The following is a 26,638-nucleotide window of genomic DNA, read 5'->3' as shown; positions in this document are numbered from 1 at the left end:
CATGGGTCCGGTCATGCTGGATGTGGAAGGTTTTGAGCTTGATGCCGAAGAGCGTGAAATTCTGGGGCATCCGCTGGTAGGGGGGCTCATACTCTTTACCCGCAACTATCACGATCCAGAGCAGTTGCGTGAACTGGTCCGCCAGATCCGCGCGAGCGCCCACAATCACCTGGTGATTGCGGTGGACCAGGAAGGCGGCCGCGTGCAGCGTTTTCGCGAGGGCTTTACCCGCCTGCCTGCGGCGCAAAGTTTCGCCGCGCTGCTGGGAATGGACGCCGGCGGCAAACTGGCGGAAGAAGCTGGCTGGCTGATGGCCTGTGAAATGATCGCGATGGATATCGATATCAGTTTTGCGCCGGTACTGGATGTCGGCCATCTCAGCGCTGCGATTGGCGAGCGATCTTTCCATGATGAGCCGGAGAACGTGCTGGCGATGGCGAAGCGTTTCATTTCGGGGATGCGGAGCGCGGGAATGAAAGCGACCGGTAAACACTTCCCCGGTCACGGTGCCGTGAGCGCCGATTCCCATAAAGAGACGCCGCGCGACCCGCGCCCGGCCGCGGACATCCGTCGTCACGACATGCTGCCGTTTCGCGAGCTTATTAGTTACAACATGCTCGATGCTGTAATGCCGGCGCACGTCGTCTATAGCGATGTCGATCCGCTGCCGGCGAGCGGTTCGCCTTACTGGCTTAAGCAAGTGCTGCGTAAGGAGCTCGGTTTTGACGGCGTAATTTTCTCTGACGATCTGTCTATGGAAGGGGCGGCTATTCTCGGCAGCTACGCGGAACGCGGTCAGGCGGCGCTGGATGCCGGTTGCGATATGATCCTTGTCTGTAATAATCGTAAGGGTGCCGTAAGCGTTCTTGATAACCTGTCACCGATCAAAGCAGAGCGTGTTACACGTTTGTATCATAAAGGTGTAATTACGCGTCAGGAACTGATGGCGTCGGCGCGCTGGAAGCAGGTAAGCGGGGAGCTTACCGCGCTGCATGAGCGCTGGCAGACGCACAAGGCGGGGCAATAACGCTTGCCCTGAAGCTGCTACGCTGGGATGAGAATGCAATGATTATCTACTTACACGGTTTCGATTCAAACAGTCCGGGTAACCACGAGAAAGTGCTGCAATTGCAGTTTATCGATCCGGATGTGCGGCTTATCAGCTACAGCACGCGCCACCCGAAACACGACATGCAGCATCTGCTACGTGAAGTGGACAAAATGCTGCAACTGAATGTCGATGAACGCCCGCTCATCTGCGGCGTGGGGCTTGGGGGATTCTGGGCGGAGCGCATCGGCTTTTTATGTGACATCCGCCAGGTGATTTTCAACCCAAACCTGTTTCCGTATGAAAACATGGAAGGCAAAATCGACCGGCCGGAGGAGTATCTCGATATCGCGACCAAGTGCGTAGAGAACTTCCGCGAGAAAAACCGCGATCGCTGCCTGGCGATTCTTTCGCGCGAGGATGAGGCGCTCGACAGCCAGCGTTCGGCCGAACTGCTGCATCAATATTATGAAATCGTCTGGGACGAAGAGCAGACGCACAAGTTTAAAAACATCTCGCCGCACCTTCAGCGCATTAAAGCGTTCAAAGCGCTGGGGTAATTCCGCCGTCGCGCCAAAATACCGCTTCACCGAACAAACGGGTCAGCCAAACGCTGGCCCGTTTTTTGTTTAACTTTAATGCATAAAAATTGATGCACATCAAATTTGGTATGACCAATGCACCGTTCATGTTATGCTCGTCACTGTTGTGGGCCGTGTTGCTAAACTATTGTTAATTAAAAGCTATTTTTAATAACTTTGAATTAACAATTAGTTAAACACTTTAAGGGGGTCACGTTGACTACGCCATTAAGAAAGATCGTTATCGTGGGCGGCGGCGCCGGCGGACTGGAGCTCGCAACACAGCTCGGTCACAAACTGGGCCGCGGCAAAAAAGCGAAAGTCACGCTTGTCGATCGCAACCACAGCCACCTGTGGAAACCGCTGCTGCATGAAGTGGCGACCGGTTCGCTGGATGAGGGCGTCGACGCGCTGAGCTATCTGGCGCACGCGCGCAACCACGGTTTCCAGTTCCAGCTGGGCTCGGTGGTGGATATCAACCGCGAAGCCAAAACCCTGACGCTTGCCGAACTGCGTGATGAGAAGGGCGAGCTGCTGGTGGCTGAACGTAAAGTGCCTTATGACACGCTGGTCATGGCGCTCGGCAGCACCTCTAACGACTTCAACACGCCGGGTGTGAAAGATCACTGCATCTTCCTCGACAACCCGCATCAGGCGCGCCGTTTCCATCAGGAAATGCTCAATCTGTTCCTGAAATACTCCGCTAACCTCGGTGCTAACGGCAAAGTGAATATCGCGATTGTCGGCGGCGGCGCGACGGGCGTTGAGCTCTCCGCTGAACTGCATAATGCGGTTAAACAGCTGCACAGCTATGGCTATAAAGGGCTTACCAACGAAGCGCTGAACGTAACACTGGTGGAAGCGGGCGAGCGTATTCTGCCTGCGCTGCCGCCGCGCATCTCAAGCGCTGCGCATAATGAGCTGACCAAGCTGGGCGTGCGCGTGCTCACCAACACCATGGTGACCAGCGCGCAGGAAGATGGTCTCAACACCAAAGACGGCGAATTTATTCAGGCTGACCTGATGGTCTGGGCGGCGGGCATCAAAGCGCCGGATTTCATGAAAGAGATTGGCGGCCTGGAAACCAACCGCATCAACCAGCTGGTGGTCGAGCAGACGCTGCAAACCACGCGCGACCCTGACATCTTCGCTATCGGCGACTGCGCGTCCTGCCCGCGCCCGGAAGGCGGTTTCGTCCCGCCGCGCGCCCAGGCCGCGCACCAGATGGCCTCCTGCGCGCTGGATAACATCCTGGCGCAAATCAAAGGCAAGCCGCTTAAGCCCTATGTTTACAAAGACAAAGGCTCGCTGGTCTCGCTGTCGAAATTCTCCACCGTCGGCAGCCTGATGGGCAACCTGATGCGCGGCTCGATGATGATTGAAGGGCGTATCGCGCGCTTTGTTTATATCTCGCTGTATCGTATGCACCAGATTGCGCTGCACGGTTACTTCAAAACCGGGCTGATGATGCTGGTGGGCAGTATCAACCGGGTGATCCGCCCGCGTCTGAAACTGCACTAAGCACGCCATCCGCCTCTGTCACCCAGGGGCGGATGACATTTTATTTCCGTCGCCTTTTCCCTTCAGACTCCTCTTAATCCGCGGTTCTGCCCGACGTAATCCTGCTTTTTGAGTCGTTTTCCGATAGGCCATCTGTGGCCTTAATTGCAAAATTGTTACTAATTGCACAGCCGGGAGGAATTCCTGTGAATAAATCAATGTTAGCGGGTATTGGTATCGGGGTTGCATCTGCGCTGGGCGTAGCGGCGGTGGCCAGTCTGGATGTATTCAGCGCTTCGCCGAAATATGCCCAGGTGGTTTCCGCCACGCCGATTAAAGAGACGGTGAAAACGCCGCGTCAGGAATGTCGTAACGTGACGGTGACGCACCGCCGTCCGGTTCAGGATGAAAACCGCCTGACCGGCTCGGTACTGGGCGCGGTTGCAGGCGGCGTTATCGGTCATCAGTTTGGCGGCGGTCGCGGTAAAGATGTCGCTACGGTCGTGGGCGCGCTGGGCGGCGGCTATGCCGGCAACCAGATCCAGGGCCACCTGCAGGAAGGCGATACCTACACCACGACGCAGCAGCGCTGCAAAACGGTTTATGACAAAGCAGAGAAAATGCTGGGTTACGATGTGACATACCGCATCGGGGAAGAGCAGGGCAAAATCCGTATGGATAACGACCCGGGGAGCCGTATCCCGCTGGACAGCAACGGACAGCTGGTACTGAATCAGAAAACCTGAAAATAAAACAGCGTTACGCACCAATTGCCCCTCTTGCACTCAGGCTGAGGGGCTTTTTTTTTGCTTATGCAGGTGAATGAGAACCAAAAAGCGTTGTGAAAACGCTTATGCCACACGGTGAGGTGAGACATAAGCGTTTAAGGACAATTACATAGCATTGTGTTGTCTGAATAAGATAAAACCAGTGATCAGCACTGAGAGAAATGCGAAAAGAATAGAACCACCGCAGAACAACCAAAGGCCAAATAACAATGTTATTACTATTAGCACCTTAAATAATGGTAATAGCAAAACCATGTTCATCTTCCTTCTGTAGGTGTATAGCCAAAAAGCGTCTCGTGCCTTCCATATCTGAAACTCGATACACCACGGATACTGTGTGGAAAAACGTGCTCGTCCCTGTACGGCCCCGTCTTCATGACGTAAATAGCTCCTGTTCTAATAATTGGTGGTGCTAATTAATTAGCACACGAATAATCATTTCTTTGACCGTAAAAGAGTAGCTATTCTGGAGGATATATTTGCCAGTTTTTACCTATTAATAAATGTAACAGAAAGGCGCTCTGTGGGAATGAGATATTCATTTGGGTTATAAATGGGAGTGTGGGCGACGGGCGCCGCCCACGAAACAACAGAAATGCTTTACAGCAGGTGCGGCCACAGTCGCATAGTCATATTCACAATCTCAATCAATTCATCCTGCGTGGCGCCTTCACGGGCGCTGACAGACATACCGTGCACCAGGCAACTGATAAAGCGTACCAGCGCGGGCAGATCGCAATGCTGCGGAATTTCATTTTGCGCCTGACGCTCGCTTAAAAAGCGCAGCAAAATCGCTTCGCGTTGCGTATGGCGCGATTTCAGCGTGGCGGCAATCTCTTCAGACGACGCGGCAAGCGCGGCGGAAGTGGTCACCATAAAGCAACCCGCAGGGGTCTCTTTACTGGCGAAGCAGCGCGCTACCGCGCAAAGGTAGTCGTGCAGCGCTTCGTCAACGCGTTTATCGGCGTGAAACAGGAGCGTTTCCTGCTGCTGTGCAAACCGCGCGATATAGCGGTCGAGCACGGCGCGGAACAGCCCCTCTTTATTGGTGAACTCAGCATACAGCGTCGGGGCTTTCGCGCCGGTCGCTTCGACGAGATGCGCGAGCGACGTCGCTTCGTAACCGTGCTGCCAGAAGAGTGCCATGGCCTTATCAAGCGCCGCTTCCCTGTCGAACACTTTTGGTCGGCCACGGCTTTTTTTTGCGCAACTTTGGACTTCTGTTGTCATAGTGCCGTTTAACCTCTTTATGTAAACCTGCTACCAAAATACCCCTTTTCGCACCAGGAGTACCAGCAAAACCGCGCCATGAATGCTTTTACAGGCGATTCTGTAAGGGCTGCCGTTATTAATATAACGATCGTTAAAAATTATATTGACATGTGATGCGGATCACAACTATTCTTTACCTATCGATCGTTAATTAAATAATTTTTAACGACCACGTAACCAAATCCGCATTACAAAAGAAAGGGTACCCACATGAAAAACGTTAAAGCACTGTTAGCCGCCGCGGTCCTGAGTTCACTGTCATTCGCAAGCGTCGCCGCCGTTCAGGTGCAGTCCACTCCGGCTGGGCAGCAGAAAGCGGGCACCGTCTCTGCGACGGCCGGGACTAACCTCTCCTCGCTGGAAGCCGAGCTTTCGCAAAAAGCTGACGAGATGGGCGCAAAATCGTTCCGTATTACCTCAGCGAATGGCCCGAACAATCTGCACGGCACCGCGGTTATCTATAAATAAGCCGTCACGGTCGCACCGTTTAAGGCCCTGTCATCGGACAGGGCCTTTTTCGTTTCAGATGGCGTCGCTGGCGGGCATTGACGGGTGCGCGGTGACGTTAACCGGCACGCCGGAGCGCAGGCGCAGGGCATGGCCCATGACCTCCCGGTCGGTCTGCGGCGCGGCTTCAAAAGTTTTCAGCATCGCGTCCAGCACAATCGGCAGCGTTTTGGGGTCATCCTCAATGCGTTTCGACAGCGGCTGATGCACCTCGACAAAATGACGTCCATCCGGCTCGATGGACGCTTTCACCGGCGCGTTAATGATATTGACGCGCGTACCGACCGGCACCACGCTGAAGAGGTGTTTGATATCGTCATCGCGCAGGCGAATACAGCCGGAGCTGACGCGCATGCCGATACCGAAATCCGCATTCGTGCCGTGCAGCAGATACACGCCGCCGTAGGCCGCAAGACGAATGGCGTGGTGGCCCATCGGGTTTTCCGGCCCGGCAGGCACGACCGGCGGTAAATCGATTCCCTGCGCTTTATAACGCGCACGGATATTGGCCGTCGGCGTCCAGGTTGGATTGGCGCGCTTTTGCGAGACCGTGGTTTGCATCGTCGGTGTCAGCGTATCGCCGTCGAGCTGGCCGATGCCTATCGGGTAAACAGTGACGCTCTTTTCGCCCGGTGGGAAATAGTACAGCCGCAGCTCGGCAATATTAATCAGAATGCCTTCGCGCGGCGCATCCGGCAGCAGCATCTGGCGCGGAATCGTCAGCACGCTGCCCGCGCGCGGGACATACGGATCAACGCCGGGGTTGGCCTGCAACAGCGCCAGAAAGCCGACGTTATACCGTTTGGCGATGGCCTCCAGCGAGCCGCCGTCGTCCGCCACTGTGTGATACAGCGTTTCGCCAATCAGCCGACTCCCCGGCGCGGGGAGGGGGTAAGTATTCGCCAGCGCCTGGTTTGCGCCAAGCGTCATGCTGGCGACCAACGCGAGCCATGACAGCCAGCGTGAAAAACGTGCATATTCTCTTTTCATTTACCGATCCCAAAGGCGGAGAAGTTTTTGTAATTCATAGATAAAGAGAGAAGTATGGCGGGGCTTCGTCCAGGAAACCCTGGACGATTGCAAAGGATTGTAAAGTTACGCCCCGGGCGGGGCGTGATCGGATTACGGGAGGGTGTGTTCGGCGAGCTGCGCCATAAACTGACGCACCCATTCCATACGGTTTTTACGCTCGTCCAGCTCGCGGAAGAACTTCAGGCGCGTCGGGCCATCGAGGCGGTAATGCTGCGGCTCTTTTTGCAACAGGCCAATAAGCCAGCCAGGATCGACATGGTTTTTCTCGGCAAACTCAATGGTGCCGCCTTTCTCATTGGCCTCGATTTTACGCACGCCAAGCTTCTGCGCCTGCTGGCGCAGGGCGGCGATATCCAGCAGCGTACGCGCCGGGTCCGGCAGCAGACCAAAGCGGTCGATAAGCTCCACTTTGATCTCCTCAAGCTCCTGCTCTTTTTTGGCGCTGGCAATGCGCTTGTAGAACGACAGGCGCGTATTCACATCCGGAATGAACGCCTCCGGCAGTAGCGACGGCATTCGCAACTCCACTTCCGTCTGCTGGCTGGTGAGATCCTCAAGCGATGGCTCGCGCCCGGCTTTCAGCGCGTCAACGGCGTTTTCCAGAAGCTCCATATAGAGCGAGAAGCCAATGGTTTCCATCTGTCCACTCTGATCTTCACCCAGCAGCTCGCCCGCGCCGCGAATTTCCAGATCGTGCGTCGCCAGTGCAAAGCCCGCGCCCAGATCCTCCAGTGAGGCGATCGCCTCCAGACGTTTCTGGGCATCGGTAGTCATCGCCTTCGGCGGCGGGGTCAGCAGCCAGGCATAGGCCTGATGGTGCGAACGACCGACGCGGCCGCGCAGCTGGTGCAGCTGTGCGAGACCAAAATGATCGGCGCGTTCGATGATGATGGTATTGGCGGTCGGAATATCGATGCCGGTTTCGATTATCGTGGTACAGACCAGCACGTTAAAGCGCTGGTGGTGGAAATCGTTCATCACCCGCTCAAGTTCGCGCTCGCGCATCTGGCCGTGACCGATGGCGATACGCGCCTCCGGCACCAGATTCGCCAGCCGCTCGGCGGCTTTCTGAATGTTTTCGACATCATTATATAGGTAATAGACCTGACCGCCGCGCAGCACTTCACGCAGGATAGCCTCGCGCACCACCAGATTGTCATACTCGCGCACGAAGGTTTTCACCGCCAGACGACGCGCGGGCGGCGTGGCGATAATCGACAGATCGCGCATGCCGCTCATCGCCATGTTTAGCGTGCGCGGAATAGGCGTCGCGGTGAGCGTCAGAATATCGACATCGGCGCGCATCGCCTTGATACGCTCTTTGTGACGCACCCCGAAGCGGTGCTCTTCATCGACGATCAAAAGACCGAGGTCTTTCATTTTTACGTCGCTCTGCAACAGCTTGTGGGTGCCGATAAGAATATCGACTTTCCCGTCGGCGGCCTGCTCCAGCACCTGCGCCTGCTCTTTGGCGCTGCGAAAGCGCGACAGCAACTCAATGCGAACGGGCCAGTTGGCGAAGCGGTCACGGAAATTGTCGAAATGCTGCTGGGCCAGCAGGGTGGTCGGCACCAGCACCGCCACCTGCTTATTGTTCTCCACCGCCAGGAACGCCGCGCGCATCGCCACTTCGGTTTTACCAAAGCCCACGTCGCCGCACACCAGACGGTCCATCGCCAGCGGCTGGCACATGTCGCTCAGCACTGCATTGATCGCCTGCGCCTGATCCGGCGTGGTTTCAAACGGGAATCCTTCGCAGAAGAGCTGATACTGCTCTTTGTCATGCTTAAAGGCGAAACCGGATTTCGCGGCGCGCTGGGCGTAGATATCCAGCAGCTCCGCCGCCACGTCGCGCACTTTCTCCGCCGCTTTCTGGCGCGCTTTTGACCACGCGTCGCTGCCGAGCTTATGCAGCGGCGCGTTCTCTTCGGCCCCGCCCGCATAGCGGCTTATCAGATGCAGTGAAGAGACCGGCACATACAGCTTCGCGTCACCGGCGTAGGTCAGCATCAGGTATTCCGCCGTGATGCCGCCCGCTTCAAGCGTCGTCAGACCGGCGTAGCGGCCCACGCCATGCTCCAGATGCACCACCGGCTGTCCAGGACGCAGCTCCGCCAGGTTGCGGATGAGCGTATCCGGGTTAATGGTGCGGCGGCTCTCCTGACGACGGCGCGTGACGCGCTCGCCCAGCAAATCGCTTTCACAGATAAAAGCGCGGTGGCGCAGAGTATCGATAAACCCGCGCTCCGACGCGCCGATGCTCAGGTAGCGTTCGCCTTCCTGCGCATCCTCCAGCCGCAAAAGACGCTTCGGCGCTATTTTGATGCGGGACAGGAGTTCCGAGAGCGCCTCGCGGCGGCCCTCGCTTTCCACCGAGAAAATCACCGGCCCGGTGAAAGATTCCAGAAAGCGGCGCAGGCTGTCGAGCGGCGATTTCTGCTGGGCCTGGACGGCGATATCCGGCAGCGGCTGATAGCCCAGATTCGTATTGGCGGCTTTGTCGGCCAGCGCCTCGGTTTTCAGCTGCACGCGCGGCCAGGCTTTTAACTGCGCATGAAGTTCATCGGTGCGCAGCCAGAGCTCTTCCGGCGGCAGCAGCGGGCGCATCGGGTCCACGCCGCGGTTTTCAAAGCGCGCCACGGCGTCGGCCCAGAAGCGGTCGGCGCTGGCTTCCAGATCGCCCGTGCTCACCACCAGCGTGTTTTTCGGGAAATAACTGAACAGCGGCGGCAGCGGCTCGTTAAAGAACAGCGGCTGCCAGTATTCGATCCCGGCGGGCAGGGTGCCTTTGCTCACCTGCTGGTAGATATGCTCCGGGTCGCGCTTCACCTCGAAACGGTCGCGCCACTGGCTGCGGAACAGCTCAATGGCCGCTTTGTCGGTCGGGAATTCGTGCGCGGGCAGCAGGTTTATCGCTTCCACTTCTTCCAGCGTGCGCTGGGTATCGACATCAAACAACCGCAGGCTGTCGATTTCGTCATCGAAAAAGTCGATACGGTAAGGCTGCTCGCTGCCCATCGGGTAGAGATCGAGCAGCGCGCCGCGGGTGGCGTATTCGCCATGCGCCATCACCTGGTCCACATGGCGATAGCCCGCCTGATCCAGCTGGGCGCGCAGCGTGTCGCGCGATAACTGCTGGCCTTTTTGCATCACCAGCGCGTGGCCATGCAGGAAGCTGTGCGGGCAGACGCGCTGCATCAGGGTGTTCACCGGCAGGATCAGCACGCCGCGCTGCATACCAGGCAACTGATAAAGCGTCGACAGGCGCGAGGAGATAATCTCCTGATGCGGCGAGAAGCTGTCATACGGCAGCGTCTCCCAGTCGGCCAGATTCATCACCAGGCTTTCGGTAAATTGTTGAATTTCATCGTGCAGACGCAGGGCGGTTTGCATATCCGGCGCGATAAGCGCCAGCGGGCCGGCATGGCGTTCCGCCATTTCCGCCACCTCGACGGCGCAGGCCGCGCCGGTCAGTTCACCCAGTTGACGCTGATCGCCCGCTTTGACGGGCAGAGAGTAACGATATTGTTCAGGCATAGAAGGCGAAGCGTGCTCCGGTTGTGCCGCTTGTCCGGGATAAAAACCCGGCGACAGAGTGGGTTAGTGGTTCCATAAATCAGATCTGGGCTTTATTATCGTTGATCACTTTGCATTAGCAACCGTACAAGACGGATTTCATGTATCAACCTGTCGCGTTATTTATCGGCCTGCGCTATATGCGCGGGCGTGCAGCAGACCGCTTCGGCCGTTTCGTCTCCTGGCTCTCCACTATCGGCATCACGCTCGGCGTGCTGGCGCTGGTGACAGTGCTCTCCGTGATGAATGGTTTCGAGCGTGAACTGCAAAACAACATTCTCGGGCTGATGCCGCAGGCGCTTATCAGTTCATCCAAAGGCTCCGTCAATCCGCAGCAGTTGCCTGCCGACAGCCTCCACCTTGAGGGCGTTAACCGTATCGCGCCGCTCACCACCGGCGATGTGGTGCTGCAAAGCGCCCGCAGCGTGGCGGTGGGCGTGATGCTGGGTATCGACCCGGCGCAGCGCGACCCGCTGACGCCGTATCTGGTCAACGTCAACCAGCAGGATCTGGCCGCCGGGAAATACAACATTATTCTCGGCGAACAGCTCGCGGGCCAGCTTGGCGTCAAACGCGGCGATCAACTGCGCCTGATGGTGCCGTCGGCCAGCCAGTTCACGCCGATGGGCCGACTGCCGAGCCAGCGTCTCTTTACCGTTATCGGCACCTTCGCCGCCAACAGCGAAGTGGATGGCTACCAGATGCTGGTCAACATTCAGGACGCCTCACGCCTGATGCGCTACCCGGCAGGCAATATCACCGGCTGGCGGCTGTGGCTGAATGAACCGCTGAAAGTGGATGTGCTGAGCCAGCAGACCTTACCCGCGAACACCCAATGGCAGGACTGGCGCGAGCGTAAGGGCGAACTCTTCCAGGCGGTGCGCATGGAGAAAAACATGATGGGCTTGCTGCTGAGCCTGATTGTCGCCGTCGCCGCGTTTAACATCATTACGTCGCTGGGGCTGATGGTGATGGAGAAGCAGGGCGAAGTGGCTATCCTGCAAACCCAGGGCCTCACGCGCCGTCAAATCATGGCGGTGTTTATGGTCCAGGGCGCCAGCGCAGGCGTTATCGGCGCGCTGTTTGGCGCGCTGCTCGGCGCGCTGCTCGCCAGCCAGTTGAATAATCTGATGCCGGTGATTGGCGCGTTCCTTGATGGCGCCGCGCTGCCGGTCGTTATCGAGCCGTTGCAGGTCATCGGTATTGCGCTGGCGGCGATGGCCGTCGCGCTGTTGTCCACGCTTTATCCTTCCTGGCGCGCCGCCGCCACCGAACCCGCTGAGGCTTTACGTTATGAGTAATTCTGTGCTGTTACAGTGCGACAACCTGTGCAAACGCTACCAGGAAGGCAAAGTGCAAACGGATGTGTTGCACAACGTCAGCTTCAGCATCGACGCGGGCGAAATGATGGCGATTGTCGGCAGTTCCGGCTCCGGCAAAAGTACGCTCTTGCACCTGCTGGGCGGGCTGGATACGCCCACCTCCGGCGACGTGATTTTCAGCGGACGTGCGCTGAGCACGCTCTCGTCTTCCGCCAAAGCGGAACTGCGCAACCGCGAGCTTGGCTTTATTTACCAGTTTCACCATCTGCTGCCGGATTTCACCGCGATGGAAAACGTGGCGATGCCGCTTTTAATCGGTAAAGCGCCGAAAGCGGAAACCGAGCGCCGGGCGCTGGCGATGCTCGACGCCGTAGGCCTCGCGCACCGCAGCAACCATCGCCCGTCTGAGCTTTCCGGCGGCGAGCGTCAGCGCGTCGCTATCGCCCGCGCGCTGGTGAATAATCCGCGGCTGGTGCTGGCGGATGAACCGACCGGTAACCTCGACGCCCGTAACGCCGACAGTATTTTCGACCTGCTCGGCGAGCTGAATAAAACCCAGGGCACCGCTTTTCTGGTGGTGACGCACGATCTGCAACTGGCGAAGCGGCTGTCGCGCCAGCTGGAGATGCGCGACGGGCATCTGAACCCTGAGCTGACCCTGATGGGGAGGGCGTAATGGGTTCCCCGTTATCGTTACTGATTGGCCTGCGCTTTAGCCGGGGGCGCCGACGCAGCGGCATGGTGTCGCTGATCTCCGTTATCTCTACTATCGGCATCGCGCTTGGCGTGGCGGTGCTGATTGTGGGCTTAAGCGCCATGAACGGTTTTGAGCGCGAGCTGAATAACCGCATTCTGGCGGTCGTGCCGCATGGCGAAATCGAGCCGGTGGAGCAACCGTGGCGCGGCTGGCAGGATGTCGTGACGCGCGTTGAAAAGGTCAACGGCATAGTCGCGGCGGCGCCGTACGTCAACTTTACCGGCCTGGTGGAGAGCGGGACGAACCTGCGCGCCATCCAGGTGAAAGGCGTTGATCCGGCGCAGGAGCAGCGTTTAAGCGCGCTGCCGCATTATGTGCAGAACAATGCCTGGCAGAGTTTTCAGGCAGGCAAACAGCAAATCATTGTCGGTAAAGGAGTGGCGGATGCGCTGAAAGTGAAGCAGGGCGACTGGCTCTCTATCATGATCCCGAATTCTGACGCCGACCATAAGTTGTTGCAGCCTAAACGCGTGCGTTTGCAGGTGGCTGGCATTCTGCAACTGAGCGGCCAGCTCGATCACAGCTTTGCGATGGTGCCGCTGACCGATGCGCAGGGGTATCTGAACCTCGGTGACAGTGTCACGGGTATCGCCATCAAAGTGAATGATGTCTTCAACGCGAATCAACTGGTGCGTGACGCGGGTCAGGTGACGGACGCTTATGTCTATATCAAAAGCTGGATCAACACCTACGGCTACATGTATCGCGATATCCAGATGATCCGCGCAATTATGTATCTGGCGATGGTGCTGGTGATTGGCGTCGCCTGTTTTAACATCGTCTCGACGCTGGTGATGGCGGTGAAAGACAAAAGCAGCGACATCGCCGTGCTGCGCACGCTGGGCGCAAAGGATGGTCTGATTCGCGCGATTTTCGTCTGGTACGGACTGCTCGCCGGGCTGCTCGGCTCGGTCAGCGGCGTGGTGGTGGGCGTGCTGGCGTCATGGCAGCTGACCGCCATTATTCACGGGATTGAAAAACTGATCGGCCATCATTTCCTTTCAGGCGATATTTACTTTATCGACTTCCTGCCCTCGGAGCTGCACGCGCTCGATGTGGTCTATGTGCTGATCACGGCGCTGGTGTTGAGCCTGCTGGCAAGCTGGTATCCGGCGCGGCGCGCAAGCCGCATCGATCCGGCGCGGGTACTGAGCGGACAATAATTCAGGGAGCGGCGGATGTATTACGGGTTTGACATTGGCGGCAGCAAAATCGCCCTCGGGGTTTACGATGAGGCGCGGCGTCTGCAATGGCAAACCCGCGTCGCGACGCCGCACGACAGCTACGACAACTTTCTTGACGTCATCGCCGCGCTGGTGGCAGAGGCCGATCGCCGCTTCGGCGGCGCGGGCCATGTCGGCATCGGCATACCGGGTATTCCTGAAACCGACGAAGGGCTGCTTTACGCCGCCAATCTCCCCGCCGCCAGCGGCAGGGCGGTGAGGCGCGATCTCAGCGCGCGGCTCGGGCGCGACGTGCGTATCGATAATGACGCCAACTGTTTTGCGCTCTCCGAGGCGTGGGACGATGCGTTCAGCGCGTATCCGGTCGTGATGGGGCTTATTCTCGGCACCGGTGTCGGCGGCGGCGTGATTGTCGAGGGCAAACCGGTGACCGGGCGCAGCTTTATCACGGGCGAGTTCGGGCATATTCGACTGCCGGTGGACGCGCTTGCGATCCTCGGGCGCGATATCCCGCTGATCCGCTGCGGCTGCGGGCAAACGGGCTGTATTGAGAACTATCTTTCCGGCCGGGGCTTTGCATGGCTCTGGCAACACTTCTACCATGAATCACTGGAGGCGCCGCAAATCATCGCGCGCTGGCAGCAGGGTGACGCCCAGGCGCAGGCGCATGTTGAGCGCTACACTGACCTGCTGGCGGCGTGCGTTGCGAGCCTGCTGACGGTGCTGGACCCGCACCTGGTGGTGCTGGGCGGCGGGCTGTCGGGGTTTTCGCATCTGACGGCGGCGCTCTCAGTGAAGCTGCCTGCGTATCTGCTGCCTGTTGCGAAAGTGCCGCGTATCGAGCAGGCGCGCCACGGCGACGCGGGCGGTATGCGCGGCGCGGCTTTTCTCCATCTCACACGCTCACGGAGTTGAAATGCAATCGCGTCGTCTGCACCGGCTGGGCCGGTTTCGAAGGAATAAACGTCGGCTGCGCGAGCGCTTGCGCCAGCGAATTTTTTTCCGGGACAGAATTATGACACCTGAAGTAATGAATAAACCTGTGGTTGTGGTCTTAACCGGGGCGGGGATCTCGGCGGAATCGGGCATTCGCACCTTCCGCGCCGCCGACGGGCTGTGGGAAGAGCACCGGGTTGAGGATGTGGCGACGCCGGAAGGGTTCGCGCGCAATCCGCAACTGGTGCAGGAATTCTATAACGCCCGGCGTCGTCAGCTTCAGCAACCGGAGATCCAGCCTAACGCGGCGCATCTGGCGCTGGCGCGGCTGGAAGAGGCGTTCGGCGACCGTTTTTTACTGGTCACCCAGAATATCGATAATCTGCATGAGCGCGCGGGCAACAAAAACGTGGTGCATATGCATGGCGAGCTGCTGAAAGTGCGCTGTTCGCAGAGCGGGCAGGTGCTGGAGTGGACGGGCGACGTGACGCCTGGCGATAAGTGCCACTGCTGCCAGTTCCCGGCGCCGTTGCGTCCGCATGTGGTGTGGTTCGGCGAGATGCCGCTCGGTATGGACCGCATTTATGAAGCGCTGGCGCGCGCTGATGTGTTTATCGCCATCGGCACCTCCGGGCACGTTTATCCGGCCGCCGGTTTTGTGCATGAAGCGAAGCTTCAGGGCGCGCATACGGTGGAGCTTAACCTTGAGCCAAGCCAGGTCGGCAGCGAGTTTGAAGAGAAGCATTACGGGCTGGCAAGCCAGGTGGTGCCGGAGTATGTCGAGAAGCTGCTGAAAGGGCTTTGACGGCAGGGTTGTCAGAGGGAAACGGCAGTGTCAGAGGGAAACGGCGGGTGCGCTTCGCTTACCCGCCCTACACCGCTCTTTAACCGGTTATTCGTAGGATGGGTAAGCGAAGCGCACCCACCACGCAACGCCACATCTCTACCGCATAACGCCGCATCTTCCGGTTGTAGGGTGGGTAAGCGAAGCGCACCCACCTTTACACCACGACATCGCGACGAAACTTAACGTCCCGCCTTTAACTTCTGGTAATACGACTCGTAAATCGCGCTGGCGTCGCCGACATCGTTCTGCCATTCGCCTTTCTTGATGATGGCTTCGGCAGGGTAAAGCGACTTATCTTCCGCCACCTCTTTCTTCAGAAGCTTACGGGCTGCCAGATTCGGCGTCGGGTAACCGATCGTTTCGGCAACCTGCTTCGCCACATCCGGGCGCAGCAGGAAGTTAATCAGCTTATGCGCGCCTTCAACGTTTTTCGCATTCGCCGGTATCGCCAGGCTATCCATCCAGAAAATCCCGCCTTCCTTCGGCCATACCACATCCAGCGGCGCGCCCGCCTGACGGGCGACCCACGCCGAGCCGTTCCACACCATGCCGAGGTTCACTTCGCCCTCCAGATACGGGTTCGCCGGGTTATCGGAGTTAAACGCCGCCACGTTCGGCATCAGCTTTTTCAGCTCGTTATAGGCCGCTTCTATCTCTTTCGGATCGGTGGTGTTGCCGGAAAGCCCGAGCTTGCGCAGCGCCATCTGGAACACTTCGCGCGCGTCATCGGTCAACAGCAGGCTGCCTTTATATTCCGGCTTCCAGAGATCCGCCCAGGAGGTCACGCTTTTCGGATCGATGGCGTCGCTGTTCACGCCAATTGCCGTCGCGCCCCAGATATACGGCACGGAATAGTCGTTATTGGGATCGAAAGGCTTGTTCAGCATCGCCGGATCCAGATTATGGAAATTCGACAGCTTGCTCTTGTCGATCTTCTGGATCATCCCTTCTTTACGCATCTTGTCGACGAAGTACGTGGACGGCACCACGAGATCGTAGGCGCCCTGCTGATAGGTCTTGAGCTTGGCGTACATGGTTTCATTCGATTCATAGGTCGAATAGATAACCTTAATGCCCGTCTCTTTCGTGAACTGCTCAAGCAGGCCCGGCGGCACGTACTCGGTCCAGTTGTAGAAGTAGAGCGTGTTCTTGTCATCAGCATGCGCGGCGCTCATGCCGAACGCCAGAGCACCCGCAGCAAGCAGGTGGCGTGACCATTTTTTCATTTTACGTCCCCTGGGGTTAAGGCCTGGCGAGGCAGGCTTTTCGTTTTATCGCGAAGCATCAGCTGGCTTGCCAGTACGAGCGCCAGCGACAGCATCAGCAGAATGGTGGCGAGCGCGTTCACTTCCGGCGACACGCCCACTTTGACCATCGAGTAAATTTTCAGCGGCAGGATTTCATAGCCAGGCCCGGTCACGAACGATGACACCACCACGTCATCCATCGACAGCGTAAAGCTCAGCAGCCAGCCCGCCGCCACCGCCGGCATCGCCAGCGGCAGAATGATTTTGCGCAGAATGATGATTTCGCTGGCGCCCAGATCACGCGCCGCTTCAAGCATGCGCACGTCAAAGCCTTTCAGACGTGAATAGACGGTGACGACCACGAACGGCAGGCAGAACGTGATGTGCGAGAACAGCAGCGACCAGAAACCGAGCTGAATGCCCACCAGCATAAAGAGCACCAGCAGGGAAATCGCCATCACGATATCGGGCGACATCATCACTACAAACAGCATGCCGCTGACAAACGGTTTGCCGCGAAAACGGTAGCGGTAGAGCGCGACCGCCGTCAGCGCGCCGATGGCGGTCGCGAACGTGGCGGAGAGCACCGCCATCGTCAGCGAGTGCTGGGCGGCCTGCAGCAGGCTATCGTTATTCATCAGCAGGCTGTACCAGTTGGTGGTAAAGCCCTGCCAGTTAATGCCGAAACGCGAGCTGTTGAACGAGTTCACAATCAGGATCACGATCGGGATGTAAAGGTAAGCGTAAATGGCGGTCATAAAACCGCCGCGCAGCAGGCGACCGATCATTCCAGTTCCACCTTCTTGTTAAGCAGGCGCGCGGCGCGCCAGTACACCAGTAGCATCAGACCCATCACCAGCGTCAGCGTAATGCTGGTCGCCGCGCCGAACGGCCAGTCGCGGATGTTCAGGAACTGGCTCTTGATAACGTTGCCGATTAGCAGGTTTTTCGCGCCGCCCATCAGATCGGAGACGTAAAACAGCCCCATCGCGGGCAGCATCACCAGCAGACACCCGGCGATAATGCCCGGCATCGTCAGCGGCAGAATAATGCGCACAAAGGTTTGCAGTTTGCTGGCCCCGAGATCTTTCGCAGCTTCCAGCAGCGGCTTATCGAGCTTCTCAATGCTGGAGTAGAGCGGCATCACCATAAACGGCAGCAGAATATAGACCAGACCGATAATCACCGCCGACGGGGTATACATGATGCGCACCGGCGTGTCGATAACGCCAAGCCAGAGCAAAAACTCATTCAGATAGCCGCGCGTGCTGAGAAACAGCTTCAGCCCGTAGATGCGGATAAGCGAGTTCGTCCAGAACGGGACTATCAGTAAAAACAGCAGCAGCGGGCGCACTTTCGCCGGCAGCTTCGCCAGAAACCACGCAAACGGGTAGCCCAGCACCAGACACGCCAGCGTCGCCTGCAACGCCATATTCAGCGAATGCAGTAGCACCTGGAAATAGAGCGGGTCGAGCAGGCGCGCGTAGTTATCCAGCGTAAACACCAGGCTTACGAAATGCGCGTCGTCGCGGGTGAGAAAGCTGGTGGCGATGATCATCAGGTTGGGCAGGAAGACAAACAGCACCAGCCAGCCGACGATCGTGGCGATCACCCCATTCTGGAATTTACGCGAGCTCTTCATCGGCCAGCACCACCTCCCAGCTCTCCACCCAGGTCACGGCCATTTTCTGATCGAGCGAGTGGTCGAAATCGGGGTCGTCTTCGTTAAAAAATTCGCTGACCAGCACGATTTTGCCGTTTTCCAGCTCCACGACCGATTCCAGCGTCATGCCCTTATAGTTGCGCTCGCGCACAAAGCCAATCAGGCCGTCGGCTTCGCCGTCGCCGTTAATCTCTTCAACGCGCAGATCTTCCGGGCGCAGCAGCACGTTGAGTTTCTGGCCTGCGGCCACAGGGAAGGCGACATACAGCACGCACTCGCGGCCTTCCACGTTTGCGCGCACGCGCTGCGCGTCGATACGCTCAATGACGATGGCCTCAAAGATGTTGATCTCGCCAATGAAGCTCGCCACAAACAGGTTTTTGGGTTCTTCGTAGATTTCGCGCGGTGTGCCGTCCTGCTCAATGCGCCCGTCGCGCATGACCACGATGCGGTCGGACATCGTCAGCGCTTCTTCCTGATCGTGCGTCACGAAAACAAAAGTAATACCCAGCTTGCGTTGCAGCGCTTTCAGCTCGTTCTGCATCTGTTTGCGCAGTTTATAGTCGAGCGCCGAGAGCGATTCATCGAGCAGCAGCAGGCGGGGTTTATTCACCACGGCGCGGGCGATCGCCACGCGTTGTTGCTGGCCGCCGGAGAGTTGATGCGGTTTGCGCTGGGCAAATTCCTCAAGCTGCACCATCTTTAAAGCATCCATCACGCGCGGCGTTATTTCGGCGGCGGGCGTTTTTTGCATCCGCAGGCCAAACGCGACGTTCTCAAATACCGTCATATGCGGGAACAGGGCGTAGCTCTGGAAAACGGTATTAACGTGGCGATGCTCGGCGGGAACGTCGGTGATGTCGTGTGAATCGAGCGTGATACGCCCGGTATCGGCGTTCTCAAGGCCTGCGATAAGGCGCAGTACGGTAGTTTTACCGCAGCCGGACGGGCCGAGGAGCGTGAGGAATTCACCATGATTGATGGTCAGTGAGAAATCAGAAATGACGGTTTTACCATCAAAGCTTTTCCCGATATCCGCCAGTTGCAGAAGCGGGGAAAGCGAGCGCGGCTGTGTATTCAATTTTTTGACTCTGTCCCGTAATAAACGCATCAAGAAGAAACCGGATGCGGGGTTTGTGATGAACCACCTTTGGGTCTGGCACGTGATAAGGGCAGGCATTCTACGGCAAACCATAGAAATCGCCAATGCCACAGACGCTTTCTTGCTGGTTTCACGCGGATTTCCGCGCTTTCTGTCAGGTCGGTTGCACGAAGGGAGAAATACCCCCTTTTTCCCGGCAGGATTATTCCTCTTCGCCGGGCGAAAGGTGACCTGAAACAATATTTGTCTTTTAATGCTTAATGATAATAACGTCACAAAATAACAGGGGTGAGAACATGGATAAATTACTCGAACGTTTCCTGCAATATGTCACTATGGATACCCAGTCCCGGGCCGGGGTGAAGCATGTTCCCAGCACCGAAAGCCAGTGGAAGCTGTTAAACCTGCTGAAGACTCAGATGGAAGAACTGGGCATGGTCAATGTGTCGTTGAGCGAGCACGGCACGCTGACCGGGACGCTCCCGTCGAACCTGGATAAACCCGTCCCCCCCATCGGATTCATTTCTCATGTCGATACCTCGCCAGATTTCACCGCCAAAAACGTGAACCCGCAAATCGTTGAAAACTACCGCGGCGGGGATATCGCGCTGGGCACCGGCGAAGAGATCCTCTCACCAGTGATGTTCCCGGTGCTTCATCAGTTGCTCGGCCATACGCTTATCACGACCGACGGCAAAACGCTGTTAGGCGCGGATGATAAAGCGGGCGTCGCGGAGATCATGACCGCCATGGCGACGCTTGTGCAGAAAAACATTCCTCACGGCGATATCCGCGTGGCCTTTACGCCGGATGAAGAGGTAGGCAAGGGCGCGAAGCATTTTGATGTCGAAGCCTTTGATGCGCGCTGGGCGTACACCATGGACGGCAGCGGTATCGGGGAGCTGGAGTATGAGAACTTCAACGCGGCTTCGGTAACAATCAAAATCGTCGGCAACAACGTGCACCCTGGCAGCGCCAAAGGCGTGATGGTGAACGCGCTGTCGCTCGCCGCGCGCATTCATGCGCTGGTGCCTGCCGGGGAAAGCCCGGAGTGCACCGAGGGCTACGAGGGTTTTTACCATCTGCACACCATGAAAGGCTCGGTGGATCGCGCCGAGATGCATTACATCATCCGCGATTTTGACCGTGAGAATTTTGAAGCGCGTAAACGCCGCATGATGGATATCGCGAAGCAGGTCGGCAAGGGGCTGCACCCGGATTGTTATATTGAGCTGGCGATTGAAGACAGCTATTACAATATGAGCGAGAAGGTGGCCGAGCATCCGCATATTATCGAGATAGCCCGCCAGGCGATTATCGATTGCGGCATTGAGCCGCAGTTAAAGCCAATCCGCGGCGGCACCGATGGCGCGCAGCTGTCGTTTATGGGCCTGCCGTGTCCGAACATTTTCACCGGCGGGTACAATTATCACGGCAAGCATGAGTTTGCGACGCTGGAAGGGATGGAGAAAGCGGTGCAAGTGATTGTGCGTATCGCCGAATTAACGGCGCAGCGGGAGGGGTGATCCTGCGCGTTAATTAAGCATGAAAAAGGCGGGTGCGCTGACGCTTACCCGCCCTACAGGTTTAGTTAACATTCAGATGATGTTGTAGGATGGGTCACCCACCACACGTCAGGACGCCATTAGCGTAGGGTGGGTAAGCGCCAGCGCACCCACCACACGTCAGGACGCCATTAACGTAGGGTGGGTAAGCGAAGCGCACCCACCGTCATACACTACCGCTGCTAATCCGCGAAATACCAGTAACCGCTGTTCACCAGCGCCGCCAGCATCGCCAGGAACGACGGGTCTTCCAGCGCCTCGCCGAGCATCGCCTCATTCAGCACCATTTCATTGGCCAACTGATGCAGCGCCGGGCGGTGCGGCGTGTCAAGCCTCTCGCCGTTCACAAAGACCTCATCGCCAATACGCAGCACGCGCAGGCCGCCGAGGCGCACCAGCGTATCGCCCTGTTTCAGCGCGTCATAAATTTCATCCGGCTGATACGGCGGCTCCGGCGGCGACACATCCAGCTCGTGACGCGACTGGGTGATAAACTCGCCAAACCACTCGTTGAAATTCGCCGGATCGCGAATCAGATCCAGCATCATCTCGCGCAGTTTTTCGACTTCCGCCGGCACAATATCCGCGGCACATTCACGGGCCGGCACGTCCGGATCGCTGTAGCGCTGGCTGCCGAGCTCGCGCTGCAACACATAATCGGCGAAGCCGCTGATAAGCTCGCGGCCGCTCGGCGCGCGGAAACCAACCGAATAGTTCATCGAGTTTTCCAGCGAATAGCCTTCGTGCGGGAATCCCGGCGGAATATAGAGAATATCGCCCGGCTCCAGCTCTTCATCGATCAGCGCTTCAAACGGCGCGACCTGGAGTAGATCCGGGTGCGGGCAGTGCTGTTTCATCGGCACTTTCTCGCCCACGCGCCAGCGGCGACGGCCGACGCCCTGGATAATAAACACGTCATACTGATCGAGGTGCGGGCCGACGCCGCCGCCCGGCACCGAGAAGGAGATCATCAGATCGTCAATGCGCCAGTCCGGCAGGGCGCGGAACGGGCGCATCAGCGCGGCGCTCGGCTCGTGCCAGTTATTGACCGCCTGCACCAGCAGCGACCAGTTGGTTTCGCCTAAATGATCGTAGCTCTGGAACGGGCCGTGACTGACTTCCCATTTACCGTCCTGATGACTGACCAGGCGGCTGTCCACCTCGTTCTCCATCGCAAGACCGGCCAGTTCGTCCGGGGAGAGCGGGTCGACAAAATTCTTAATGCCGCGCTTTAACACCACCGGGCGTTTTTGCCAGTAGCGCTCAATGAAATCGGGCCAGTTTATCTCTACGTGGTAGTCCATATTGTATTCCGCAGGCTCTGAAGTTGAGTCGGATTATAACGGACGCGCGTCACTCTGCGTGGTTGTCTGACAGGTTTTTTCGAAGCGTGACGGAAGATTCGCCAACCGGCGGCTGCTGGCGGGCGAAAATCACTTCCATTCGGGCGCCGCCAAGCGGGCTGGCGCCGGTAAGGATTTGCCCGTTGTACTGCTCCACCACCTCGCGGGCGACCGACAGCCCGACGCCCTGGCCGGGGCGCAGCGTATCGGCCCGCTGGCCGCGGTCAAACACCAGCGCGCGCTTGCTTTCCGGAATGCCCGGCCCGTCATCTTCCACCACCAGGTGCAGCGTGTCATCGGCCACTTGCGCGGTCACTTCGACGAACTCCAGACAATATTTACAGGCGTTATCGAGCACGTTGCCCATGACTTCGAGAAAATCGTTTTTCTCGCCGATGAAGACGATCTCCGGCGAGATATCGAGCGTGATACTCACGCCTTTGCGTTGATAAACCTTATTCAGCGCGGAGGTGAGGTTATCTAACAGCGAGGCCACCGGGTGCAGCTCGCGGCTGAGCAGCATACTGCCGCTGCGCATACTGGCGCGGTGCAGGTAGTAGCCAATCTGCTGCGAAATACGGCTGATCTGCTCCAGCATCACCGGCTCGGCCTGCTCCACATCGGTTTTGCCGGTCCGCAGCGACCGCAGCGTGCTTTGCAGCACCGACAGGGGCGTTTTCAGGCTGTGGGTGAGATCGGTGAGCGTCGTGCGGTATTTCTCATAGCGCTCGCGCTCGCTTTTCAGCAGCCGGTTGAGATTATGCACCAGGCTTGTCAGCTCGCGGGTGGTGTAGGGGTTCAGTTGCTCGCGATGATGTTCTTCCAGCTCGCGGACTTCGCGCGCCAGCGCTTCTATCGGCCGCAGGCTCCACCAGGCGGCGAGCCATAACAGCGGGATAACCAGCAGCAGATTGGCTGCGAGCACGTAGATAAACCAGTTCCAGACGCTCCATGAGCTTTTCAGCTCATCAGGAATGGTGTCCACCACCACCACCGTCAGCGCGGGCATGGTGGCGGTGGCCGGGTAGACGTTCACCGCCACCGAGTGCGTGGTTTCGTCATCCCGGTCAGGATCGTAATCATTGAGCCGCTTTTGCAGGGCACGGTTCGCGCCCAGCAGCGCGCGCGTATCGCTAAAGCGCGTTTCCAGCTCATGAAAGCCGTTAGCGTTGAGCCATTCCGGGCGGATAGCTTTCATCAGGCGCGGCACGTCGCGCTGCGACCAGAGCAGTTTGCCTTTTTCGTTATAGATAAAGGTCAGCGTCGGGCTCTGCCTGTCGATATGATCGGGGATCTCGACGGTCAGTTTGCCGTTGTCAAAGCGGGCGAGGGTGTAGAAAAGATTGCTCTCGCCGCGCAGCAGGCGGAAGGTAGTTTTATCGAAGCTGACGCTGTATCCCACCAGCGCCACCATGCCGTAGGCAAGCGACAGCACCAGCACCACCGCCGCCGTCGCCAGCAGAAAACGGACCCGCAGCGAGAGCGGCAAAAAGTGGCGCAGCACGTTTTTTTTCATTTAGCGCAGATCGAACCGGTAACCCTGGCCGCGCACCGTGGTGATCGCCTCGCCCGGATATTCCGCCTGAATTTTCTTGCGCAGACGGCCCATTAAAACATCAATGGTGTGGCTTTCGCGAAGCTCCGCGTCCGGGTAGAGCTGGAGCATCAGCGAATCTTTGCTAACGACTTTGCCCGCGTTGCGGATAAGCGTCTCCATAATGGTGTATTCGAAGGCGGTCAGGCGGATCAGATTGTCGTGAATGGTCACTTCGCGGCGCGAGAGATCCACCACGAACGGCGGCATGGAGATCACCTGCGAGGCCAGCCCACTGTTGCGGCGCAGCAGCGCCTGCATTCTCGCCACCACTTCTTCGATGTGAAACGGCTTGGTGACGTAGTCGTCGGCGCCCGCGCCCAGCACTTCGACTTTATCCTGCCAGCCCTCGCGGGCGGTGAGTACCAGGATGGGCAGCGTAATCTCGCTGGCGCGCCAGCGGCGGATAAGGCTCAGCCCGTCTTCGTCTGGCAGGCCCAGATCGACAATCGCCACGTCCGGCAGATGTTCATTCAGGTAATAATCGGCTTCTTTGGCATCTTCCGCCGCATCCACCTGGTGCCCAAGCTCAGAGAGCTGCACTTTGAGGTGATGTCGCAGCAAAGCATTATCTTCGACGACCAGCACGCGCATCCGGGGTCCCCTTATCCATCAATTATATAAATAGTTTAACGCCAATTATTACTGAAAGGGCATAAACATTGGATAAACCAGCCCGGGATCGACAGAGGTGCGGAAAAGGCGAGGGGAGAATGCAGCGCGCCACCCGAAGGTGGCGCGTGGAGGTTTATTTCAGGTCATCGACCATCTGGATGGCGCGGCCGATGTAATTGGCTGGCGTCATCGCTTTCAGGCGCGTTTTTTCCTCTTCCGGCAGTTCGAGACTGTCAATGAACTGCTTCATGCCTTCGGCGTCGACGCGTTTGCCGCGGGTCAGCTCTTTGAGTTTCTCATACGGCTTCTCGATGCCGTAGCGGCGCATCACGGTCTGGATCGGCTCAGCCAGCACTTCCCAGTTGTGGTCCAGCTCGTCCAGCAGGCGAGCGCGGTTCACTTCCAGCTTGCTCACGCCTTTCAGGGTTGACTGATAAGCGATAAGCGCATAACCGACGCCGACGCCCAGGTTACGCAGAACGGTGGAGTCGGTGAGGTCGCGCTGCCAGCGGGACACCGGCAGTTTGCTCGCCAGATGTTGCAGCACGGCATTCGACAGGCCCAGGTTGCCTTCGGAGTTTTCGAAGTCGATCGGGTTGACCTTGTGCGGCATGGTGGAGGAGCCGATTTCGCCAGCGATGGTTTTCTGTTTGAAGTGGTTCAGCGCAATGTAACCCCAGACGTCGCGGTCGAAGTCGATAAGGATCGTGTTAAAGCGCGCCATGCAATCAAACAGTTCGGCGATATAGTCGTGCGGTTCAATCTGGGTGGTGTACGGGTTCCACTGGATGCCGAGCGAGGTCACAAACTCCTCGCTGAACTGGTGCCAGTCCACTTCCGGGTAAGCAGCGAGGTGGGCGTTATAGTTGCCGACCGCGCCGTTGATTTTACCGAGGATCTCGACCTGCTGAAGCTGACGGAACTGGCGCTCCATACGGTACGCCACGTTCGCCATCTCTTTGCCCATGGTCGACGGCGTGGCTGGCTGGCCGTGGGTGCGGGAGAGCAGCGGGATATCGCGGTACTGGTGCGCCAGATCTTTGACCGCGTCGATAATTTTACGCCAGAACGGCAGGATCACCTCTTCGCGCGCGGTGGAGAGCATCAGCGCGTGGGAAAGGTTATTGATATCCTCAGAGGTGCAGGCGAAGTGGATAAACTCGGACACCGCATGCAGCGCCGGAACGTCAGCCACTTTTTCCTTCAGGAAATACTCAACCGCTTTGACGTCGTGGTTAGTGGTGCGCTCGATAGTCTTGATACGCGCCGCGTCTTCTTCGCTGAAGCCTGCGACAATCGCATCAAGGAAATCGTTTGCGTTTTTGTCAAAAGCAGGAACTTCCTTGATCGCTGCGTGTGCGGCCAGCTTTTGCAGCCAGCGTACTTCAACCTGTACGCGGAATTTCAGCAGGCCAAATTCGCTGAAAATGGCACGCAGCGCGCTGACTTTATCGCCGTAGCGTCCATCAACGGGGGAAACGGCGGTCAGTGAGGATAATTCCATCAGTCACTCCTGAGAGGTTAACATTGAGCAAGAATTTGTTTCGCCTGGGTGGTCAGACGATTACGGGAAAACATCAGTTGCAGACGTCCGCCGCCGACCTGCTGCCAGAGCACCGCGGCGCGGATACCGGCGAGCAGCGTGGCGCGCACTTTCGCCTGAACCTGCGGGCTTTGCAGCACGTTAGGCGAACCGTTGACCTGAATGCGCGGGCCGAGCGGGCTTATCACATCCACATAAATCCCGGCCATCGCGTTCATCAGCGTGTCGGACTCCAGCTCGAAGTGCTCAAGCTGGCGGCTTAAATCGGCAATGCGGTTGCCAAGCGTATTCATCGCGCCTTTGCTGCCGGCAAGCTTACGCTCCAGCACCATCAGGCTCAGCGTATAGCGCGTCAGCTCAGCGCCGGGGCCCTGGCGGCTGCTGGTGTTCAGCATGCCAAGCAGCGTCTCCAGGCCGACTTTCAGCCCGGCTTCGCGGCCGCCGAAGACGTCAAGCGTGGAGGCCGGGTTCTGGTCAATCACGCTCTTGAGCGAGACGCGCAGGGCCTCGCTGTCACAGGTACCTTCATGCGCGAGCGCCTGAACCAGACGCGCCGACTGGCAGATGCCCGCCAGCGCAAGGGTGATGTCGTAGAAGTTCTTTGCCACACAGACTC

23 protein-coding genes are annotated in these 26,638 nt (G+C 58.1%); 11 read left to right on the top strand and 12 right to left on the bottom strand.

All coding sequences use genetic code 11. The annotated features are described in order from the left end of the window. Window position 1: 1 nt before the first annotated feature. The 4 genes from nagZ to AB8W27_RS12360 all read left to right on the top strand — a co-directional run bounded on the left by nagZ (window position 2) and on the right by AB8W27_RS12360 (window position 3,875). Window positions 2-1,027: a beta-N-acetylhexosaminidase gene (nagZ, locus tag AB8W27_RS12375; RefSeq protein ID WP_015740862.1), complete on the top strand. Its 1,026-nt coding sequence runs from the start codon at window positions 2-4 to the stop codon at window positions 1,025-1,027. Between the two features lie 38 nt (window positions 1,028-1,065). Beyond that, the gene (gene ycfP / locus AB8W27_RS12370; protein ID WP_007711381.1) at window positions 1,066-1,608 is read left to right on the top strand and encodes an alpha/beta hydrolase YcfP; all 543 of its coding nucleotides are present in this window, start codon (window positions 1,066-1,068) and stop codon (window positions 1,606-1,608) included. Between the two features lie 237 nt (window positions 1,609-1,845). After that, window positions 1,846-3,150 carry an NAD(P)/FAD-dependent oxidoreductase gene (locus tag AB8W27_RS12365; protein ID WP_007707948.1) on the top strand — a complete coding sequence of 435 codons (1,305 nt, stop codon included), beginning with the start codon at window positions 1,846-1,848 and terminating at the stop codon, window positions 3,148-3,150. Between the two features lie 185 nt (window positions 3,151-3,335). Beyond that, on the top strand, window positions 3,336-3,875 hold the full coding sequence (locus AB8W27_RS12360) for a glycine zipper 2TM domain-containing protein (RefSeq protein WP_041923443.1): 540 nt from the start codon (window positions 3,336-3,338) through the stop codon (window positions 3,873-3,875). Between the two features lie 642 nt (window positions 3,876-4,517). Here AB8W27_RS12360 and AB8W27_RS12355 read toward each other — a convergent pair. Continuing rightward, a complete protein-coding gene (locus AB8W27_RS12355; RefSeq protein ID WP_041923444.1) occupies window positions 4,518-5,147 on the bottom strand; it encodes a TetR/AcrR family transcriptional regulator in 630 nt (209 codons plus the stop codon). 252 nt (window positions 5,148-5,399) lie between these two features. Between AB8W27_RS12355 and bhsA the strand changes: the two genes are divergently transcribed. Next, complete coding sequence (bhsA, locus tag AB8W27_RS12350; protein WP_015740866.1) at window positions 5,400-5,657, top strand: multiple stress resistance protein BhsA; 258 nt, start codon at window positions 5,400-5,402, stop codon at window positions 5,655-5,657. A gap of 54 nt (window positions 5,658-5,711) precedes the next feature. On the opposite strand, the gene AB8W27_RS12345 is transcribed toward bhsA, so the two are convergent. Together AB8W27_RS12345 and mfd are read right to left on the bottom strand one after the other, a co-directional pair. Further along, window positions 5,712-6,686 carry a L,D-transpeptidase family protein gene (locus tag AB8W27_RS12345; protein WP_015740867.1) on the bottom strand — a complete coding sequence of 325 codons (975 nt, stop codon included), beginning with the start codon at window positions 6,684-6,686 and terminating at the stop codon, window positions 5,712-5,714. Between the two features lie 132 nt (window positions 6,687-6,818). Then, window positions 6,819-10,265, bottom strand: coding sequence for a transcription-repair coupling factor (gene mfd / locus AB8W27_RS12340; RefSeq protein ID WP_041923445.1), 3,447 nt, complete (start codon window positions 10,263-10,265; stop codon window positions 6,819-6,821). Window positions 10,266-10,405: 140 nt separating this feature from the next. On the opposite strand from mfd, the gene lolC reads away from it, so the two are divergent. From lolC to cobB, 5 genes are read left to right on the top strand one after another with little or no spacing between them, the layout of a single operon-like run. Continuing rightward, window positions 10,406-11,605, top strand: a complete 1,200-nt coding sequence (gene lolC / locus AB8W27_RS12335; RefSeq protein WP_015740869.1) for a lipoprotein-releasing ABC transporter permease subunit LolC — start codon at window positions 10,406-10,408, stop codon at window positions 11,603-11,605. Further along, window positions 11,598-12,302, top strand: a complete 705-nt coding sequence (gene lolD, locus AB8W27_RS12330; protein ID WP_007769521.1) for a lipoprotein-releasing ABC transporter ATP-binding protein LolD — start codon at window positions 11,598-11,600, stop codon at window positions 12,300-12,302. The genes lolC and lolD overlap by 8 nt, the downstream gene beginning before the upstream one ends. Further along, the gene (gene lolE / locus AB8W27_RS12325; protein WP_041923446.1) at window positions 12,302-13,546 is read left to right on the top strand and encodes a lipoprotein-releasing ABC transporter permease subunit LolE; all 1,245 of its coding nucleotides are present in this window, start codon (window positions 12,302-12,304) and stop codon (window positions 13,544-13,546) included. The genes lolD and lolE overlap by 1 nt, the downstream gene beginning before the upstream one ends. Before the next feature lie 15 nt (window positions 13,547-13,561). After that, a complete protein-coding gene (gene nagK / locus AB8W27_RS12320; protein ID WP_015740871.1) occupies window positions 13,562-14,482 on the top strand; it encodes an N-acetylglucosamine kinase in 921 nt (306 codons plus the stop codon). Between the two features lies 1 nt (window position 14,483). Next, window positions 14,484-15,308 (top strand): Sir2 family NAD+-dependent deacetylase, encoded by an 825-nt coding sequence (cobB, locus tag AB8W27_RS12315; protein ID WP_041923447.1) that lies wholly within the window; start codon window positions 14,484-14,486, stop codon window positions 15,306-15,308. Window positions 15,309-15,529: 221 nt separating this feature from the next. On the opposite strand, the gene potD is transcribed toward cobB, so the two are convergent. The 4 genes from potD to potA are packed head-to-tail and all read right to left on the bottom strand — an operon-like array spanning window position 15,530 to window position 19,371. After that, window positions 15,530-16,576 (bottom strand): spermidine/putrescine ABC transporter substrate-binding protein PotD, encoded by a 1,047-nt coding sequence (gene potD / locus AB8W27_RS12310; protein WP_015740873.1) that lies wholly within the window; start codon window positions 16,574-16,576, stop codon window positions 15,530-15,532. Then, window positions 16,573-17,385 carry a spermidine/putrescine ABC transporter permease PotC gene (potC, locus tag AB8W27_RS12305; RefSeq protein ID WP_041923448.1) on the bottom strand — a complete coding sequence of 271 codons (813 nt, stop codon included), beginning with the start codon at window positions 17,383-17,385 and terminating at the stop codon, window positions 16,573-16,575. Before potC ends, potD begins: the two co-directional genes overlap by 4 nt. Next, on the bottom strand, window positions 17,382-18,239 hold the full coding sequence (gene potB / locus AB8W27_RS12300) for a spermidine/putrescine ABC transporter permease PotB (RefSeq protein ID WP_015740875.1): 858 nt from the start codon (window positions 18,237-18,239) through the stop codon (window positions 17,382-17,384). The genes potC and potB overlap by 4 nt, the downstream gene beginning before the upstream one ends. Beyond that, the gene (gene potA, locus AB8W27_RS12295) at window positions 18,223-19,371 is read right to left on the bottom strand and encodes a spermidine/putrescine ABC transporter ATP-binding protein PotA (protein WP_041923449.1); all 1,149 of its coding nucleotides are present in this window, start codon (window positions 19,369-19,371) and stop codon (window positions 18,223-18,225) included. Before potA ends, potB begins: the two co-directional genes overlap by 17 nt. A 287-nt stretch (window positions 19,372-19,658) precedes the next feature. Here potA and pepT point away from each other — a divergent pair, with 287 nt between their 5' ends. Next, window positions 19,659-20,888 carry a peptidase T gene (pepT, locus tag AB8W27_RS12290; protein WP_041923450.1) on the top strand — a complete coding sequence of 410 codons (1,230 nt, stop codon included), beginning with the start codon at window positions 19,659-19,661 and terminating at the stop codon, window positions 20,886-20,888. 221 nt (window positions 20,889-21,109) lie between these two features. Here the strand turns inward: pepT and AB8W27_RS12285 are convergent, their stop codons facing one another. The 5 genes from AB8W27_RS12285 to hflD all read right to left on the bottom strand — a co-directional run bounded on the left by AB8W27_RS12285 (window position 21,110) and on the right by hflD (window position 26,630). Then, a complete protein-coding gene (locus AB8W27_RS12285) occupies window positions 21,110-22,231 on the bottom strand; it encodes a cupin domain-containing protein (protein WP_015740878.1) in 1,122 nt (373 codons plus the stop codon). 49 nt (window positions 22,232-22,280) lie between these two features. After that, window positions 22,281-23,786, bottom strand: coding sequence for a two-component system sensor histidine kinase PhoQ (gene phoQ, locus AB8W27_RS12280; RefSeq protein ID WP_041923451.1), 1,506 nt, complete (start codon window positions 23,784-23,786; stop codon window positions 22,281-22,283). Next, window positions 23,787-24,458 (bottom strand): two-component system response regulator PhoP, encoded by a 672-nt coding sequence (gene phoP / locus AB8W27_RS12275; protein WP_015740880.1) that lies wholly within the window; start codon window positions 24,456-24,458, stop codon window positions 23,787-23,789. It abuts the gene before it with no gap. A gap of 154 nt (window positions 24,459-24,612) precedes the next feature. Then, window positions 24,613-25,983, bottom strand: a complete 1,371-nt coding sequence (purB, locus tag AB8W27_RS12270; protein WP_007769547.1) for an adenylosuccinate lyase — start codon at window positions 25,981-25,983, stop codon at window positions 24,613-24,615. A 17-nt stretch (window positions 25,984-26,000) separates the two neighbouring features. After that, window positions 26,001-26,630: a high frequency lysogenization protein HflD gene (gene hflD / locus AB8W27_RS12265; RefSeq protein WP_015740881.1), complete on the bottom strand. Its 630-nt coding sequence runs from the start codon at window positions 26,628-26,630 to the stop codon at window positions 26,001-26,003. Window positions 26,631-26,638: the final 8 nt, after the last annotated feature.

Source organism: Cronobacter turicensis (assembly GCF_041222865.1).
In the GTDB taxonomy this organism is placed as follows: domain Bacteria; phylum Pseudomonadota; class Gammaproteobacteria; order Enterobacterales; family Enterobacteriaceae; genus Cronobacter; species Cronobacter turicensis.
Note: the sequence above shows the minus strand (reverse complement) of the source record. Positions and strands in the feature narration are given on the sequence as shown.

Bases quoted from the DNA above. Each gene is read 5' to 3' on its own strand.
- phoQ (WP_041923451.1), bottom strand. From the start codon at position 23,786: ATGAAAAAAAACGTGCTGCGCCACTTTTTGCCGCTCTCGCTGCGGGTC.
- nagK (WP_015740871.1), top strand. From the start codon at position 13,562: ATGTATTACGGGTTTGACATTGGCGGCAGCAAAATCGCCCTCGGGGTT.
- potD (WP_015740873.1), bottom strand. From the start codon at position 16,576: ATGAAAAAATGGTCACGCCACCTGCTTGCTGCGGGTGCTCTGGCGTTC.
- pepT (WP_041923450.1), top strand. From the start codon at position 19,659: ATGGATAAATTACTCGAACGTTTCCTGCAATATGTCACTATGGATACC.
- potB (WP_015740875.1), bottom strand. From the start codon at position 18,239: ATGAAGAGCTCGCGTAAATTCCAGAATGGGGTGATCGCCACGATCGTC.
- lolC (WP_015740869.1), top strand. From the start codon at position 10,406: ATGTATCAACCTGTCGCGTTATTTATCGGCCTGCGCTATATGCGCGGG.
- AB8W27_RS12345 (WP_015740867.1), bottom strand. From the start codon at position 6,686: ATGAAAAGAGAATATGCACGTTTTTCACGCTGGCTGTCATGGCTCGCG.
- lolD (WP_007769521.1), top strand. From the start codon at position 11,598: ATGAGTAATTCTGTGCTGTTACAGTGCGACAACCTGTGCAAACGCTAC.
- purB (WP_007769547.1), bottom strand. From the start codon at position 25,983: ATGGAATTATCCTCACTGACCGCCGTTTCCCCCGTTGATGGACGCTAC.
- lolE (WP_041923446.1), top strand. From the start codon at position 12,302: ATGGGTTCCCCGTTATCGTTACTGATTGGCCTGCGCTTTAGCCGGGGG.
- mfd (WP_041923445.1), bottom strand. From the start codon at position 10,265: ATGCCTGAACAATATCGTTACTCTCTGCCCGTCAAAGCGGGCGATCAG.
- cobB (WP_041923447.1), top strand. From the start codon at position 14,484: ATGCAATCGCGTCGTCTGCACCGGCTGGGCCGGTTTCGAAGGAATAAA.
- bhsA (WP_015740866.1), top strand. From the start codon at position 5,400: ATGAAAAACGTTAAAGCACTGTTAGCCGCCGCGGTCCTGAGTTCACTG.
- AB8W27_RS12355 (WP_041923444.1), bottom strand. From the start codon at position 5,147: ATGACAACAGAAGTCCAAAGTTGCGCAAAAAAAAGCCGTGGCCGACCA.
- potA (WP_041923449.1), bottom strand. From the start codon at position 19,371: ATGCGTTTATTACGGGACAGAGTCAAAAAATTGAATACACAGCCGCGC.
- nagZ (WP_015740862.1), top strand. From the start codon at position 2: ATGGGTCCGGTCATGCTGGATGTGGAAGGTTTTGAGCTTGATGCCGAA.
- ycfP (WP_007711381.1), top strand. From the start codon at position 1,066: ATGATTATCTACTTACACGGTTTCGATTCAAACAGTCCGGGTAACCAC.
- potC (WP_041923448.1), bottom strand. From the start codon at position 17,385: ATGATCGGTCGCCTGCTGCGCGGCGGTTTTATGACCGCCATTTACGCT.
- AB8W27_RS12285 (WP_015740878.1), bottom strand. From the start codon at position 22,231: ATGGACTACCACGTAGAGATAAACTGGCCCGATTTCATTGAGCGCTAC.
- phoP (WP_015740880.1), bottom strand. From the start codon at position 24,458: ATGCGCGTGCTGGTCGTCGAAGATAATGCTTTGCTGCGACATCACCTC.